This is a genomic window from Sphingopyxis sp. H050, from assembly GCF_001468265.1.
Taxonomy (GTDB): domain Bacteria; phylum Pseudomonadota; class Alphaproteobacteria; order Sphingomonadales; family Sphingomonadaceae; genus Sphingopyxis.
This window is the reverse complement of the sequence record NZ_LNRZ01000005.1, coordinates 35,275-50,075: the sequence shown is the minus strand read 5'-3', so window position 1 is coordinate 50,075 and position 14,801 is coordinate 35,275. Positions and strand designations below refer to the sequence as shown.

Annotated in this window: 15 protein-coding genes; 6 read left to right on the top strand and 9 right to left on the bottom strand. The window is 67.0% G+C overall.

What is annotated here, in order from left to right; genetic code table 11:
* Positions 1–12: 12 nt before the first annotated feature.
* Positions 13–183 carry a YezD family protein gene (locus tag ATE67_RS21050; RefSeq protein WP_082660326.1) on the bottom strand — a complete coding sequence of 57 codons (171 nt, stop codon included), beginning with the start codon at positions 181–183 and terminating at the stop codon, positions 13–15.
* 189 nt (positions 184–372) lie between these two features.
* On the opposite strand from ATE67_RS21050, the gene ATE67_RS11375 reads away from it, so the two are divergent.
* From ATE67_RS11375 to ATE67_RS11355, 5 genes are all read left to right on the top strand, one after another.
* On the top strand, positions 373–1,377 hold the full coding sequence (locus ATE67_RS11375; protein WP_058816804.1) for an NAD(P)H-dependent flavin oxidoreductase: 1,005 nt from the start codon (positions 373–375) through the stop codon (positions 1,375–1,377).
* A 32-nt stretch (positions 1,378–1,409) separates the two neighbouring features.
* Complete coding sequence (locus ATE67_RS11370; protein ID WP_058816803.1) at positions 1,410–2,126, top strand: hypothetical protein; 717 nt, start codon at positions 1,410–1,412, stop codon at positions 2,124–2,126.
* Between the two features lie 348 nt (positions 2,127–2,474).
* Positions 2,475–3,080, top strand: coding sequence for a hypothetical protein (locus ATE67_RS11365; RefSeq protein ID WP_058816802.1), 606 nt, complete (start codon positions 2,475–2,477; stop codon positions 3,078–3,080).
* Positions 3,081–3,139: 59 nt separating this feature from the next.
* Complete coding sequence (gene ptsP / locus ATE67_RS11360; RefSeq protein ID WP_058816801.1) at positions 3,140–5,443, top strand: phosphoenolpyruvate--protein phosphotransferase; 2,304 nt, start codon at positions 3,140–3,142, stop codon at positions 5,441–5,443.
* 69 nt (positions 5,444–5,512) lie between these two features.
* Positions 5,513–5,929 carry a GFA family protein gene (locus tag ATE67_RS11355; protein ID WP_058816800.1) on the top strand — a complete coding sequence of 139 codons (417 nt, stop codon included), beginning with the start codon at positions 5,513–5,515 and terminating at the stop codon, positions 5,927–5,929.
* An 82-nt stretch (positions 5,930–6,011) separates the two neighbouring features.
* Here the strand turns inward: ATE67_RS11355 and ATE67_RS11350 are convergent, their stop codons facing one another.
* From ATE67_RS11350 to ATE67_RS11315, 8 genes are all read right to left on the bottom strand, one after another.
* Positions 6,012–7,415, bottom strand: a complete 1,404-nt coding sequence (locus ATE67_RS11350) for a serine hydrolase domain-containing protein (RefSeq protein ID WP_058816799.1) — start codon at positions 7,413–7,415, stop codon at positions 6,012–6,014.
* Between the two features lies 1 nt (position 7,416).
* Entirely contained in the window at positions 7,417–7,773 is a 357-nt protein-coding gene (locus ATE67_RS11345) for an MmcQ/YjbR family DNA-binding protein (RefSeq protein WP_058816798.1), read from the bottom strand.
* Positions 7,773–9,092, bottom strand: coding sequence for a replication-associated recombination protein A (locus tag ATE67_RS11340; protein ID WP_058816797.1), 1,320 nt, complete (start codon positions 9,090–9,092; stop codon positions 7,773–7,775). The genes ATE67_RS11345 and ATE67_RS11340 overlap by 1 nt, the downstream gene beginning before the upstream one ends.
* Before the next feature lie 4 nt (positions 9,093–9,096).
* A complete protein-coding gene (locus ATE67_RS11335; protein ID WP_058816796.1) occupies positions 9,097–10,254 on the bottom strand; it encodes a glycosyltransferase family 4 protein in 1,158 nt (385 codons plus the stop codon).
* 41 nt (positions 10,255–10,295) lie between these two features.
* Positions 10,296–11,234 carry a hemolysin family protein gene (locus tag ATE67_RS11330; RefSeq protein WP_058816795.1) on the bottom strand — a complete coding sequence of 313 codons (939 nt, stop codon included), beginning with the start codon at positions 11,232–11,234 and terminating at the stop codon, positions 10,296–10,298.
* Positions 11,235–11,252: 18 nt separating this feature from the next.
* Entirely contained in the window at positions 11,253–11,759 is a 507-nt protein-coding gene (ybeY, locus tag ATE67_RS11325; RefSeq protein WP_058816794.1) for an rRNA maturation RNase YbeY, read from the bottom strand.
* Between the two features lie 146 nt (positions 11,760–11,905).
* Positions 11,906–13,270: a HAMP domain-containing sensor histidine kinase gene (locus ATE67_RS11320; protein ID WP_058816793.1), complete on the bottom strand. Its 1,365-nt coding sequence runs from the start codon at positions 13,268–13,270 to the stop codon at positions 11,906–11,908.
* Positions 13,267–13,944 carry a response regulator transcription factor gene (locus ATE67_RS11315; protein ID WP_058816792.1) on the bottom strand — a complete coding sequence of 226 codons (678 nt, stop codon included), beginning with the start codon at positions 13,942–13,944 and terminating at the stop codon, positions 13,267–13,269. The genes ATE67_RS11320 and ATE67_RS11315 overlap by 4 nt, the downstream gene beginning before the upstream one ends.
* A 126-nt stretch (positions 13,945–14,070) precedes the next feature.
* Here ATE67_RS11315 and ATE67_RS11310 point away from each other — a divergent pair, with 126 nt between their 5' ends.
* A complete protein-coding gene (locus ATE67_RS11310) occupies positions 14,071–14,799 on the top strand; it encodes an HAD family hydrolase (RefSeq protein WP_231728130.1) in 729 nt (242 codons plus the stop codon).
* The last annotated feature ends 2 nt before the right edge of the window (positions 14,800–14,801 follow it).

The window sequence follows — 14,801 nt, the reverse complement described above, 5'->3', positions numbered from 1 at the left end:
GAGCTGTTGAGATCAGTTGGGGTAGCGATGCCGTTCGGTCACATCGACCTGAACGAGCCGCCCCTCGTGGACGGTCAGCTGGATCGCGCCGAACTTCAGTTTGTCCAGAGCGTCGAGCACAGTCTGGACAGCGCGCGGCGTTGCGCCGTTTTCACCCTTCGGCTGTTCTTTGGGAGTGCTCATGATTACCCTTCCCTGCATATGAGTCGGGCGAACCGTATCTTAAGCGTTTTAGTTGACAAAGGCTAAATTTGCTTTCTGCGCCCAAAGGTGAAGTTGCCGCGCCAAACGGATTCCGCCTTGCGACAAGCCGAAGCCGTTCGCCGCCGAAGTGATTGCGCCGGCGCGCCAAGGCTGGCAAAGGCCCAGCCGATGAGCAAAATTAACGACCTGATGGCGCGCGGAACCGAACTTCTCGGCAGCGACTATGCCATTCTCTGCGGCGCGATGAGCTGGGTCTCGGAACGCAATCTGGTGAGCGCGATCAGCAACGCGGGCGGCTTTGGCGTGATCGCCTGCGGCGCGATGACGCCCGAACTGCTCGATGCCGAGATCGCCGCGACCAAGGCGCTCGCGACGCGCAATTTCGGGGTCAATCTGATCACCATGCATCCGCAGCTGTTCGATCTGATCGACGTCTGCGCGAAGCACCGGATCGGCCATGTCGTACTCGCGGGCGGCCTGCCGCCGAAGGGCAGCCTCGAGGCGATCAAGGCATCGGGCGCCAAGGTGATCTGCTTTGCGCCGACGCTGGCGCTCGCAAAGAAGCTGGTGCGCTCGGGCGTCGATGCGCTCGTCATCGAGGGCATGGAGGCCGGCGGCCACATCGGCCCCGTGTCGACCAGCGTGCTCGCGCAGGAAATCCTGCCCAGTCTCGCCGGGGAGGTGCCGATCTTCGTCGCCGGCGGCATCGGCCGCGGCGAAGCGATTGCGGGCTATCTCGAAATGGGCGCCTCCGGCGTTCAGCTGGGAACGCGCTTCGTCTGCGCGACCGAGAGCATCGCGCATCCCAATTTCAAAAAGGCCTTCATTCGCGCGTCGGCGCGCGACGCCGTCGCCAGCGTGCAGATCGACCCGCGCCTTCCGGTCATCCCGGTGCGCGCGCTCAAGAACAACGGCACCGAAGCCTTCACCGCAAAGCAGCGCGAAGTCGCGAACCTGCTGGACGAAGGCAGCGTCGACATGATGGAGGCGCAGCTGCAAATCGAACATTATTGGGCGGGCGCTCTGCGCCGCGCGGTCATCGACGGCGACGTCGATGGCGGCTCGTTAATGGCAGGGCAATCTGTCGGCATGGTAACGTCCGAAGAGAGCGTTGCCGATATCATCGCTACTTTGGTGCAACAGGCCGAAGCCGCGTTGCACGCCCGGGGTTGAGACCGCATAGTTGGGCGGTTGGGGAGAAGATCATGAATGTGTCGCGTAAGATCATCGTCGCAGGCCTGCTTGCGAGCGTGGCCGCCTGTGCGCCGAAGCCCGTCGCCCCGCCCCCGCCGCCTCCACCGCCGCCGGTCGTGGTCGTCATCCCGCCGCGCCCGCTGCCGCCGGGCAACGCCTCGTTGACCCAAATCCTGCCCGGCCGCTCGATCGACGGCCGTTTCGTGACGGCGAACAGCGGCATCACGGGCGACAAGGCCTTCTGGCAGCTGAAGATCGGCCTCAACGTCGCCGCGATCGGTTGCCGCGGCCTCGAGGAGGCGACGCTGGTCTCGGCTTATAACAATATCATCAAGACCCACGGCAAGGTGATCAAATCGACCGAGAAGACGGTGATCGGCGAGCTCGGCAAGGCGAACAAGACGAACGGGATCAAGGAGCGCGACCGCCTCTCGACCCAGCTCTTCAACTATTTCGCGCAGCCCCCCGCCCAGCGCGCCTTCTGCGCGCGCGCCAACGAAGTCGCGCAGCTCGTCTCGTCGACCCCGACCGCGCAGGTCATCGCCGCCGCGCCCGGCCACCTGGCGACGCTCGACCAGCCGTTCCTCGACTTCTACGAGGCCTATGCCAAATATCAGCTCGACGCCGCGGCATGGGACGCGAAATATGCCCCTCCGCCGGCGATCATGAGCGCGCCCGCGCCCGTCGCCAGCCCGGTTCAGCCCGCCCCCTCGCCGGCCGGCATCTGACCCTTAGCGGCGCGATGGTGTTGCATCGTTGCAACGCCGCGCGAGGACAGCGACGGGATTTCATTCGGTTCGTCGCATTTCGCCGCGGCGGCTGACGACGTCCCGTGACGTCATGCCGCCGACGGCGCGGCGCCGCGGCCACAGAAAGGTCTGGAAAAGCCCGGCGCGCCGGGCTTTCCGGCCAATCATCCGCGCGCCCCAGCATAGTGAAAGCTTCGCTTCCCAACAGGCTTTCCGAGCCGTTCATGATGAATTTCGGATAACCTTTCGACTCCCGATTTCCCCTTATCGTCGCCCTTGCCGGAACCGTCCGGCTTCGCTCGCAAGAGCCTTGAGGGAATTGGGAACATGACCAGATGGATCGGACTCGCCGCGGCGTGCGCGGCGACCCTCGCTGCTGCGCCCGCAGCAGCGCAATATATGCAGCAGGAACCGCAGGCGCCGGGCTTCGCCGCCGCCAACCTGCGCCTGCCGCCGCGCGATGCGCAGGGGGCCTATGTAACGCCGAATCGTGATTTGACCGGTCACGCGGCGTTCTGGAACTTGCGCATCGCGCTCAACGTCGCCGCGATCGGGTGCCGGCATCCGGGATCGCTGCAGCTCGTCGCCGACTATAACAATATCATCGCCCGTCATGGCGGGCTGATCCGCTCGGCCGAGGGCGCCGTCATCGCCCGCATCGGCGTCCCGGCGCGCGACAAGATGTCGACGAAGCTGTTCAACTATTTCGCCCAGCCGCCGGCGCAGAAGCAATTCTGCCCCGCCGCCGGATCGATCGCGGCGCAGGTAAGCGGGATGAGCGCCGACGACGTGGTGGCAAGAGCGCCGGCGCTGCTTGCCGAACTCGACCGGCCGTTCATCGACTTCTACCATGCCTACGCCCGGTATCAGGACGATCTGGCGGCGTGGCGCAGCGGCCGCGGCGGCGTGCAGGTGGCGTCGATCCAGCGCTGACGCGAAATTGAACCGTGGTCGTAGCAACGGGTGAAAGCATCTGTTAGCAGGGTGGAGCGATGACCAACGCTCCACCCCCTCCCTCGACTGCGGCGCAGTCGGCCCGGACCATTCTGACCCGGCTTCACGAGGTGATGGCGGCGCGCACCAACGCGCAGAGCAAGCTCAACCAGGTCGTCGGCATCATCGGCGAATGCCTCCACAGCGAGGTCTGCTCGATCTATCTGCTGCGCGAGGGCGCGCTCGAACTCTATGCGACCCGCGGCCTCAAGCAGGAGGCTGTCCATGTCACCCGCCTCGGCCTCGGCGAAGGCCTGGTCGGCACGATCGCCGAGCAGATCGAGACGCTGAACCTCGACGAAGCGGCGGCGCACCCCGACTTCTCCTACCGTCCCGAAACGGGCGAAGAGCTTTTCCACAGCTTCGCCGGCGTCCCGATCATCCGCCGCGAGCGCGCCGTCGGCGTGCTCTGCGTCCAGCACGCCGAGCCGCGCCGCTACGAAGAAATCGAGATCGAGACGTTGCAGACGGTCGCGATGGTGCTGTCCGAATTGATCGCCAACGCCGACCTGGTCGATACCGCCGCGCGCACCGACGCCGCAAATGCCGACCAGTCGGCCCAGCGCCTCAGCGGGCAGAAGCTTGTCGACGGCATGGGCGCGGGCGTCGCCGTCTGGCACCAGCCGCGGATCACCATCGAGCACACGGTCGCCGACGATGTCGAGGCCGAGCGCCACCGCGTCTATGCCGCCTTCGACAAGATGCGCGAACAGATCGACCGCATGGCGAGCCAGGCCGAATTCGGCGTCGGCGGCGAGCATGAGGAGGTCATCGAGACCTACAAGATGTTCGCTTATGACGAGGGCTGGTCGCGCCGGATCAACGAGGCGATCGATAGCGGCCTGACCGCCGAGGCCGCGATCGAGCGCGTCCAGCAGCGCACCCGGATGCGGATGCGCCAGATCGACGATCCGCTGCTGCGCGATCGCATGCACGATCTTGAGGATCTGTCGAACCGGCTGATCCGCATCGTGTCGGGGCAGATGGGCACCGCGGCGCAAGTCGGCCTTCGGCAGGACTCGATCCTGATCGCGCGCAACCTTGGCCCCGCCGAGCTGCTCGAATATGACCGCCGCCGCCTGAAGGGCGTCGTGCTTGAGGAAGGCTCGCTGACCGCGCATGTCATCATCGTCGCACGCGCGATGGGTGTGCCGGTGATCGGCCGCGTCAGCGACGTGCGCACCTCGATCCGCGAGGGCGATCTGCTGTTGCTCGATTCGGGCGCGGGGACGGTCCATGTCCGCCCGACGCAGGCGGTGCAGGACGCGTTCGACGCCAAGCTGGAACTCTCGCAGAAACGCCGCGCCAATCTCGCCGCGCTGCGCGACCTGCCCGCGGTCACCAAGGACGGCGTGCCTATCGAGCTGATGATCAACGCGGGGCTGCGCGAAGACATCGCCGCGCTCGACCTGACCGGCGCGCGCGGCATCGGGCTGTTCCGCACCGAATTCCAGTTCCTCGTCTCGGCGACCCTGCCCGCGCGCGAGCGCCAGCAGCGCCTCTACCGCGACGTGCTCGATGCGGCGGGCGACCGCCCCGTCATCTTCCGCACCGTGGACATCGGCGGCGACAAGGCGCTCCCCTACATGAACACCGACACCGCGCTGGAGGAGAATCCGGCGATGGGCTGGCGGGCGCTTCGCCTCGCGCTCGAACGCGAGGGCCTGCTCAAGGTGCAGGCGCGCGCTCTGATGGAGGCCGCCGCGGGACGCACGCTCAACGTCATGTTCCCGATGGTGTCCGAACCATGGGAATATGAGGCGGCGCGCGAGCTGTTCGTGAAGCAGCGCGCCTGGCTTGCAAGCCACAACAAGAAATTGCCCGTCGCGATCCGTTACGGCGCGATGCTCGAGGTGCCGGGGCTGGTCGAAACGCTCGACCTGATGCTGCCGCACCTCGACTTCCTGTCGATCGGCACCAACGACCTGACGCAATTCCTCTTTGCCGCAGATCGCGCGCATCCGCGGCTTGCCGAACGGTACGACTGGCTGTCGCCGACGGTGATGCGCTACCTCGCCCGCGTCGTGCGAACGGTCGAAGGATCGAAGGTCGCGCTCGGTGTCTGCGGCGAAATGGGCGGACGGCCACTGGAGGCGATGGCGCTGCTCGGCATCGGGATCGAAAGGCTGTCGATCACCCCGGCGGGGGTCGCCCCGGTCAAGGCGATGATCCGCTCGCTCGACCTCGGCAAGCTGCGCGCCGACATCGGGACGATCCTGTCCCAGCCCGCCGCCGATCCGCGCGGGCAATATCTGGACTGGGCGAAGACGCATAAGGTCGATCTCAGCGATACCGCCGATTGACCTCCAGGGTAATTGCTTCGGCACAAATGTTTATGATATGTTCTCTTCCGCCAAGATGAGGAGAGAATGATGAGCGAGTCCCCCACCCGCGCGACCGGCCAATGCCATTGCGGCGCGATCCGTTATTCGATGCCGACCACGGTCGAGCATCATGCGCTCTGCCATTGCAGCGACTGCCGCCGCCACGCCGGCGCGCCGATGGTCGGCTGGGCGCTGGTCGGCCAGGCCGATCTGGAGATCAGCGGCAGCCCGAAAATCTATGCCTCGTCGGAGCATGGCCGCCGGCATTTCTGCGGGACATGCGGCACCGGCCTCTTCTATACCAACGAGGCGATCTTCCCCGGCCAGATCGACGTCCAGTCGGGCACGCTCGACGACCCCGACCTGATCCCCGCGGGCGCGCAGATCCAGCTCGCCGAACGCATCGGCTGGATGGCAAAGCTCGACGAAATGCCCGCGTTCAACCGCTATCCTGGGATGGATTGAGGGCGGGTCACATCGGTGATCCCCGGCGGAAGCCGGGGCCCATCGGTGTCGTGGACCCCGGCTTTTGCCGGGGATCACAAAACTAGCGTCGCTTGTCGTCCGCTGCGACCACGGCGGCGACAAGCTTGGCAATATCGAGCCGCTGCTTGTCGTCGTCATAGCCCTGCCGCACGATGACGAGCTGGCGCGAGGGAATGACGATCAGATACTGACCACGATTGCCGAACGCGCCGAACGCATCGGCGGGAATCCCGGGCGACTTGTTCAGCAGCCAGAAGCCCGCGCCATAGCCGAACGCGCCCTCGGGCTGCGGCCCGCTTGGGCTTGTGACGAAGCGGCGCCAATCCTCGGGCAGCAGCCGCTTGCCCTGCCATATCCCGTCGTCCTGATAGAGCAGCCCCAGCCGCGCGAGGTCGCGCGCGGTCGTCCAGACCTGGCTGGAGAGGATATAATCCCCGTCCTTGTCCCGCTCCGCGACGGTGCGCGTCATGCCGAGCCGGTCGAAGAATTTGTTCGGATTGAGCTCCATGTCGCGGCGGATCGCCGCCGAGCGCTGGTTTCGCGCGTCCTCGGCCTTCTGCTGCGCGGCCTTCAGCGACAGCACCGCCAGCATCGTGTCGTTGTTGGCGTAGCGATAGCGGCTGCCGGGCGGATTGAGCAGCGGCCACTGCGTGGTCCACTGGCGCACCGACGCACCGCCCATATAGATGGCGTCGCTGCGGTTGCCCGCGGTGTCGCTCGTCAACCCGCTCGCCATCCGCATCAGCTGTTCGGTCGTGATCTTGGCACGCGGATCGCCGGGCGACTGCCACTCGGCGATCATCGCGGGCGCCGTCACGTCGATCCAGCCGTTGTAGACGGCGTTGCCCACCAAGGTCGCCGCCATCGACTTCGCGACCGAAAAAGTGCGCTGCGCGGTATGGAGATCGTGGCCGAGCCAATAGCGCTCGACGGCGATCCGGCCGTTCTTCACGATCAGCAGCGAACTCGACCGGCCGCCGAAGCTTTCCATATCGATGGTGGCGCGCTCGACCGCGGTCAGCGATCGGGGCCGCGGCCGTGCCGCATCCTTGTCGCCGAGCGGCCAAAGCTGGTCGTCGAGCAGCGGGCGGCCATGATTGAGAAACCCTTCGACGCGGCCCGGCGACGCGCCGATCGGCAGGGTCACGCAGCCTTCGCCGCGATCCCACATTGCGAAGCGCGGCGGCATATCGTCGCGGTATTTGACGCTGACGATCTTTGTCTTTTCGTCGATGTCGGCCTTCAGCGCACGCACATCGGCCTCGATCTCGGGATAGATGCCGGTCAGTTCGTCGCGCTCGATCGCGTCGAGCGGCTTGCCCGCCCCGTTCCACAGCGCCGAGCAGGTGAAGGCGGCGCGATAGCCCGCAGCCCAGGCGCGGTTGATCTCGGCATTCGGATCGGCGGCTTGCGCGGGCAGCGCAGCGGCGCCGAGCGCCAGGCCGAGGGCCAGCCGCCGCAGCATCTCAGGGCCGCTCGCCGAAAGCAGCGCGCTGCGCTTTCTTGGCGCGGTCCCACCAGGCGCGGCGGATGACGTCGGCGACGCGTTCGGGGTCGGCCGAACCGAAGCGGACGAGCAGGGCATGCCAGCCTTCGTAATGCGGGGTCTGCCAGAAGGTGTCGGGATCGGTTTCAAGCAGAATTTCCTTTTCGTCGGGCTTGCACATCACCGCAAAACTGCCCGCCTCGCGCCCCGGCGCGGCGAGCGCCTTGCCGTTGAGCTTCGGACAGGGCGTACCATAAAAAGCGAGCATCTCGACCTCGGGCAGCGCGCAGGCGAAAGCGACGACATCGTCCCAGCTATCGAAGCGCGGCTCCGGCATCAGTCTCCCCTCGTCTCGCGCCGCCGCTCGTCCCACCACGCCATGCGCTCGGCGATCCGCTTCTCGAAGCCGCGATCGACCGGGCGATAGAGTTCCGCGGGCGCCATTTCGTCGGGCCAATAATTGTCGCCCGAAAAGCCCTCGGGTGCGTCGTGATCGTAGCTGTAGCCCGCGCCGTACCCCAAATCCTTCATCAGCTTGGTCGGGGCGTTGAGGATATTCGCTGGCGGAGCGAGGCTGCCGGTCTCGCGCGCTGCGGCCCACGCGGCCTTCTGGGCCATATAGGCGGCGTTCGATTTGGGCGCGGTCGCGCAATAGAGGCAGGCCTGCACGATCGCTAGCTCGCCTTCGGGCGAGCCCAGGAATTGATAGGCGTCCTTCGCCGCCAGGCATTGCACCAACGCCTGCGGATCGGCGAGGCCGATATCCTCGCTCGCAAAGCGGGTGATGCGGCGCAGGACGTAGAGCGGCTCCTCGCCGGCGACGAGCATCCGCGCCAGCCAATAGAGCGACGCCTGCGGGTCCGATCCGCGCATCGCCTTGTGGAGCGCCGAGATCAGATTGTAGTGGCCGTCGCGATCCTTGTCATAGACGGGCATCCGGCGGTGCAGGAATTGCGCCAGTTCGGCCGGGTCGAGCGGCGCGTCGAGCGTCACCGAAAACAGCGTTTCGACCTGGTTGAGCAGGAATCGCCCGTCGCCGTCGGCGCTCGCGATCAACGCCGCGCGCGCTTCGTCGGTCACCGGCAAGCGGTGCCCGACCTCGGCCTCGGCGCGCTCGATCAGCGTGCCGAGCGCCGCCTCGCCCAGCCGGTTGAGCACGAGCACCTGCGCGCGGCTGAGCAGCGCGGCATTGAGCGCGAAGCTCGGGTTCTCGGTCGTCGCGCCGACGAGCACGACGGTGCCGCGCTCAACGAAGGGCAGGAAGCCGTCCTGTTGCGCGCGATTGAAGCGGTGGATCTCGTCGACGAACAGCAGCGTTCGCTTGCCCGCCCCCGCCATCTTCTCGGCATCGGCGAACGCCTTCTTGAGGTCGGCAACGCCCGAAAAGACGGCCGACAAGGGGGCAAATCGCATCCCCACCGCTTCGGCGAGCAGGCGCGCGATCGTCGTCTTGCCCGTGCCCGGCGGCCCCCAGAGGATGATCGAGGACAATTGTCCCGCCGCCACCATCCGCCCGATCGCGCCGTCAGGGCCGGTCAGATGCTCCTGCCCGACGACCTCGGCCAAGCTTTTCGGCCGCAGCCTCTCCGCGAGCGGCACCGGACCCGTCCGGACGTCGGGCTGTGCAGGACCATCGTCGCCGAACAGGTCCGTCACCGGCTCAGACTCCGCGCCGCTGTTTCTGCCGGATCAGGCGCACATAGGTGTCGGCGACCGACTGGTTGATCGCGTCCCATTGATAGGCGCCGGTCTCGGCCCGCGCCGCCGCGCCATGCTTCGCGCGCAGCTCGGGATCGCGGCAATAGAGTTCCAAATCGTCGGCGAACAATCCGATCGCCCCTGGCGCGACGAGATAGCCGGTCTGGCCGTGCTTGACGATGCTCGCGCTGCCCGTGGCGCGCGCCGCGACCACCGGCAGCCCGCACGCCATCGCCTCGAGCGTCACATTGCCGAAGGTCTCGGTCACCGAGGGGTTGAAGAAGATATCGCACGAAGCGAGCGCCCGCGCGAGATTCTCGCCGCCCTGGAAGCCGACGAACTTCGCATCGGGCAGCCGCGATTCGAACCACTCACCCGCAGGTCCTTCGCCAATAACCACCACCCGATGCACCACCCCCCGCCGCTTCAGCTGGTCGATCGCATCGGCGAAGACGTCGAGACCCTTTTCCATCACCAGGCGGCCGAGGAAGGCGATGACGGGGACATCGTCGGCGATGCCCCAGCTCCGCCGCCAGTTGCCGTCGCGCTGGGACGGGCTGAAGACATCGCGCTCGACCCCGCGGGTCCAGATGCCGATGTCGTAGTTCATCCTTTGTTGGCGAAGGACCTGTGCGAAGCTTTCCGACGGAGCGATCAGCGCGTCGCACTTTCGGTAGAGTTTGCGCAGCCAGGCGACGACGATCGGTTCGAGGAACGAGAGGTTGTAATAGCGGAAATAGGTCTCGAAGCGGGTATGAACGGAGCAGGCGACGGGCAGCTTGCGCCGCCGCGCCCACGCCGCGGCCTGCCGCGACACGCGGTCGGGGCTGGAGATGTGGAGGATGTTCGGCGCGAACTTGGTGATGTCCTCGCGCACCCGCGACGAGAAATGGAGCGGGATGCGGTATTCGGGGCGGTTCGGGATCGCCATCGACGGCACGCTGACGAGATCGCCGGTCGGCTCGAAGTCGGGATGCGCGACGGTCGGCGAATAGACGCGCACCGCCGCGCCCTGCGACAGGAGGTAGCCGACGAGCCGGTTGAGCGCCTTGTTCGCGCCGTCGGTCGTCATGTTGTAATTGCCGCTGAACAGGGCGATGCGAAGATCGGAAACTTCCATCCGCCCTCGCCTAGTCCCCTAAGCCGGCAAAGGCAATCGCGTCAGAACTCCTCGCGGGTGCCCGGCGCCTCCAGGTCGACCTCGACCGGCGGATGAAGCCGCAGGCGATGGACGCGCTTCTCGTCGGCCTCGGTCACCTCGATGCGCCAGCCGCTCGGATGATGCAGAATCTCGCCGACTTCGGGGACATGTCCCGCGAGCACCGCGGCGAGCCCGCCAAGCGTGTCGACATCCTCGTCGACCTCGCCGAGCCGCGGATCGACCGCTTCGCCGATATCGTCGAGCTCGGCGCGGGCATCGGCCTCCCAGCAGCCATCGGTGCCGGGCGCGAAAAGCACGGCCGGTTCGTCGTCATGCTCGTCCTCGATCTCGCCGACGATTTCCTCGACCAGATCCTCGATCGTGACGAGCCCCTCGGTGCCCGAATATTCGTCGATGACGACCGCCAGGTGGGTGCGCTTGGCGCGCATGTCGGCGAGCAGGTCGAGCACGCCCATCGATTGCGGCACGTAAAGCGGCTGACGGATCAGGTCGAGGAGCGGGGGCGGCGTGCGCTTTTCGGCGAGCACCGCGAACACATCCTTGACGTGGATCATGCCGACAACCTCGTCGAGCGTCTCGCGATACACCGGCAGGCGGCTGTGCCCCGCCTCGGCGAAGGCCGCGACGACCGCTTCGAAGCTGGCGCTTTCAGGGATCGCGATGATCTCGCCGCGCGGCACCGCGACGTCGTCGACGGTCTGCTCGCCGAAGTGCAGCAGGTTGCGCAGCATCTTGCGCTCGATCGGCGACAGGTCGCCGACCGCGTTGCTGCCGCGGCGGTCGTCGCTGTCTTCCTCGGCTTCGTCGATGACGTCTTCGATCTGCTCGCGCAACGACGGCTCTTTCTCGCCGCCGAACAATAATGTGCGGATGCCGGCCCAAAGGCCGGATCTACTGTCGTCTTCCGATCGGTTCGATGACCCCTGATCGTCGGGCATGTGCGTCACTTTTCCCTGTTAGTCCTGATCCGCATATGGATTGGCGAGGCCCAGCGATGCAAGCGCTTTCACTTCGAGCGCCTCCATTGCCGCCGCGCTGGCGTCATCCATATGGTCATACCCCACCAGATGGAGCGTGCCGTGGACGATCAGGTGGGTCGCATGATCCTCGACCGACACCCCCTTCTCGGCGGCCTCGCGGACGCAGGTTTCGCGGGCGAGCACGATATCGCCGAGCAATAGCTCGCCATCGTCGCTGTTGGCGAGACCGACCAGCAGGTCGGCCTGCACTTGCGGAAAGGACAGCACGTTGGTCGGCTTGTCCTTGCCGCGAAAGTCGCGGTTCAGCGCATGAACCTCCGCATCGTCGGTCAGGCGGATCGAGATTTCGACGAGCGGCGCGGCGTCGGCCAGCGATGCGAAGGGCGTCAAAGCGAGCGCCGCGGCCGAGGCTTCGGCGGCGCGGGCTTTCCAGTCGAGCGCGTCGGGCCAAGGCGTGGCTTCATAGGTTTCGACGCTCAGCACGGAAGCCGCCGGATCGAAAAAGCCATGGAAAACTGTGCAACTTCACGCGCAAATCGCATTGTGCCCCGCGGGGTTTGGATGGGGAATAGCATGGCTTCGACGCTATCGCGGCGGCGCAATGGAGGACAGCGAAAAATTGCCGTTCGTCAGGGAAGCGCCAGTCTGACCCGCGTGCCCGGCCCGGCATCGCCGATCTCCAGCGCGCCCTTGTGGAGCGCAACGATCGCGGCGACCAGCGACAGGCCAAGGCCGGTGCCGGGCTCGCCGGCGGTATCGGGCAGGCGGAAGAAGCGCTCGGTGACCTTTTCGCGATAGGCAGCGGGGATGCCGGGACCGGCGTCCGATATCTCGATCGTCACGCCCGATCCGGCTTGCACCGCCCCCACCGTTACCGTGCCGCCACGGCCGCCATATTTGATCGCGTTGTCGAGAAGGTTCGACACCGCCTGGAACAGCAGGTTCGGATCGGCGGCGAGCGTCAGGCCGGACGCAATGCGGCTCTCGATCCGCTGCCCGCGGGACTCGGCATCGGGAAGATGGAATTCGACGGCATCGGCCAGCAGGGTCGACAGATCGACCGGCCTGAAGCCCACATGATGCCGCCCGCTCTCGATCCGCGCGATGCGCAGCAGGGCGTCGAAGATCGACTGGAGCCGCCCCGCCTCCGCGAACGCCTGGTCGGCGAGGCGCTGGCGCTCGCCCTCATCCCTCGTCGATCGAAGGTCGTCGAGGTCGGCATGAAGACGCGCGAGCGGCGTGCGCAGTTCATGGGCGACATTGTCCGACACGCGCCGCACCGCCTCGACCGCTTCCTCGATCCGCCCGAGCATCTGGTTGAGCGTGCCCGAAAGCTCGTCGAAATCGTCGCCGGTGCCGCGCAGCGGAATGCGTTCGGTCAGGCTGCCCGCCATCACCCGCTGCGCCGTTTTGGTCACCGTGTCGATGCGGCGCCCGACCGCGCGGCTCATCGCGACGCTGCCGCCGATCGCAAGCGCGGCGGCGATCAGGATCAGCCACGCCGAGCCGATGGTGAACAATTCGTCGCGGTCGTCGATATCCTCGACATCGCGCCCGACGATCAGCCTGGCCCCGTCGTCGAGGCGGCGCTCGACCACCAGCGCCTCATAATCCTGTTCCTGCCCCGCGAGATAGACGTCGGCCTCCAGCGTCGTCCAGCCGGCGACGGGTGTGCCGGGCCAGCTTGGCAGCGTCGCGCTGACCGCCTTGCCGCCAGGCGCGATCAGCGCGTGAAAGGCGCGGCGGGGGCCGCTCGCGCGGCGCGCATCGAGCGCACGGATCAGCGCGTCGCGCCCGCCCGCGCGGTCAATGGCGGCGAGATTGCCCGCCTCCTGCCGGACCAGCGCCGCCTCCGTCAGCAATGGCTGGTATACGCCGATCCAATAGGCGGCGCCGAACATGGCGGCGGTCGATGTCAGGAACAGGGCGACGTAGATCATCCCCAGCCGCAGCGTCAAGCTGCGCCACAGGCGGCGGGACGGCGGCGGGCTCACGCCCCGGCCCGCATGACATAGCCGGTGCCACGCACCGTGTGGATCAGCGGCCTGTCATGGCCGCGGTCGACCTTTTGCCGCAGGCGGCTGACATGCTGGTCGATGATGTTGGTCTGCGGATCGAAATGATAGTCCCACACATGTTCAAGCAGCATCGAGCGCGTGACGACGCGGCCCTCGTTGCGCGCGAGATAGGCGAGGATACGGAATTCGCGGGCGGTCAGGTCGATCGCGCGTCCCTGCCGCCGCACCTGCTGGCCAAGCAGGTCGATGTCGAGGTCGCCGACGCTGAGCTTCGTCTCGGCGACGATCGCCGGGCCGCGGCGGCCGAGGACGTCGATGCGCGCCAGTAGTTCGGACATGGCAAAGGGCTTGGTCAGATAATCATCGCCGCCGGCGCGGAGGCCGGCGACGCGCTCGTCGACCTCGCCGAGGGCGCTGAGGAACAGCACCGGCGTCGTGTCGCCGGTCGCACGGATCGTCTGGACGATCGTCAGCCCATCGACGCCCGGCAGCATCCGATCGACGACGATCAGGTCGAAGGTCTCCGACGCGGCGCGTAACAGTCCCTGGCGTCCGTCGTCCTCGACGGCGACGAGATGCCCGGCGGCTTTGAGCCCCTTGCCGATATGCTCCGCGACGCGGGCGTCATCCTCGATCACCAATATCTGCATTGCCCTCCCGTTACCGGCTGGCGGGCCGAATCGCCAGCGGCGGGGCGAACATGTCGAAAATCAAATGAACGCTCCATCGGCGCGTCAGGCCGCGCTGCCACTGCTTTCGCCGGAAAGGAGCAGGCGATGGCACAGGCAAGACGGCAGACGAAGGACGCGGCCCGCCCCTCGCCGCGGCCAGAGCGGGCGATGCTGTCGGTTTTCGACCTCGACCGCACGCTGACCGTTCTCCCGACCTACACCCCCTTCCTGTGGTTCGCCGTGCGCAACCGCGCGCCGTGGCGCCTGCTCCTTCTCCCCCTGCTGCTGCCGGTCGCGCTCCTCTATGCGCTGAAGCTGATCCCGCGCTGCCGGATGAAGCAGGCGATGCACTGGGTCACGCTGGGCGGCGCGCTGCCCGAGCGCGAGGCGGCGCGGCTCGCCGATCGCTTCGCCGAGCGTCTGGTCGCGGGCGGGCTGTACGCAGAAGGGCTGGCGCTGATCGAGGCCGAGCGCGAGGCGGGGCGGCGGATCGTCCTGGCGACTGCGGCGCCGCATTTCTACACCGCCGCGCTGGCGCGGAGGTTGGGCATCGCCGACGTCGTCGCGACGGCTTCCAGCTGGCAGGACGGCCGCCTGACCCCCGCGATCGTATCGGCGAACTGCTATGGCGCCGACAAGCGCGCACAGGTCGAGACCTTCATGGCGAGCGCGGGCATAGAGCGCGACGCCGCACATATCCGCTTCTATTCCGACCATGCCTCCGACCTGCCGATGTTCGAGCTTGCCGACGAGGCCATCGCAGTGAACCCGTCGGCGAAAATGCGGCGCCTCGCGGCGGCGCGCGGGTGGCCGGTGGTGGACTGGCGGCGGTGAGC

What these genes read in the sequence shown, in the direction of transcription:
- ATE67_RS21050 (WP_082660326.1), bottom strand. Translation starts at nt 183, where the DNA reads ATGAGCACTCCCAAAGAACAGCCGAAGGGTGAAAACGGCGCAACGCCG.
- ATE67_RS11375 (WP_058816804.1), top strand. Translation starts at nt 373, where the DNA reads ATGAGCAAAATTAACGACCTGATGGCGCGCGGAACCGAACTTCTCGGC.
- ATE67_RS11370 (WP_058816803.1), top strand. Translation starts at nt 1,410, where the DNA reads ATGAATGTGTCGCGTAAGATCATCGTCGCAGGCCTGCTTGCGAGCGTG.
- ATE67_RS11365 (WP_058816802.1), top strand. Translation starts at nt 2,475, where the DNA reads ATGACCAGATGGATCGGACTCGCCGCGGCGTGCGCGGCGACCCTCGCT.
- ptsP (WP_058816801.1), top strand. Translation starts at nt 3,140, where the DNA reads ATGACCAACGCTCCACCCCCTCCCTCGACTGCGGCGCAGTCGGCCCGG.
- ATE67_RS11355 (WP_058816800.1), top strand. Translation starts at nt 5,513, where the DNA reads ATGAGCGAGTCCCCCACCCGCGCGACCGGCCAATGCCATTGCGGCGCG.
- ATE67_RS11350 (WP_058816799.1), bottom strand. Translation starts at nt 7,415, where the DNA reads ATGCTGCGGCGGCTGGCCCTCGGCCTGGCGCTCGGCGCCGCTGCGCTG.
- ATE67_RS11345 (WP_058816798.1), bottom strand. Translation starts at nt 7,773, where the DNA reads ATGCCGGAGCCGCGCTTCGATAGCTGGGACGATGTCGTCGCTTTCGCC.
- ATE67_RS11335 (WP_058816796.1), bottom strand. Translation starts at nt 10,254, where the DNA reads ATGGAAGTTTCCGATCTTCGCATCGCCCTGTTCAGCGGCAATTACAAC.
- ATE67_RS11330 (WP_058816795.1), bottom strand. Translation starts at nt 11,234, where the DNA reads ATGCCCGACGATCAGGGGTCATCGAACCGATCGGAAGACGACAGTAGA.
- ATE67_RS11315 (WP_058816792.1), bottom strand. Translation starts at nt 13,944, where the DNA reads ATGCAGATATTGGTGATCGAGGATGACGCCCGCGTCGCGGAGCATATC.
- ATE67_RS11310 (WP_231728130.1), top strand. Translation starts at nt 14,071, where the DNA reads ATGGCACAGGCAAGACGGCAGACGAAGGACGCGGCCCGCCCCTCGCCG.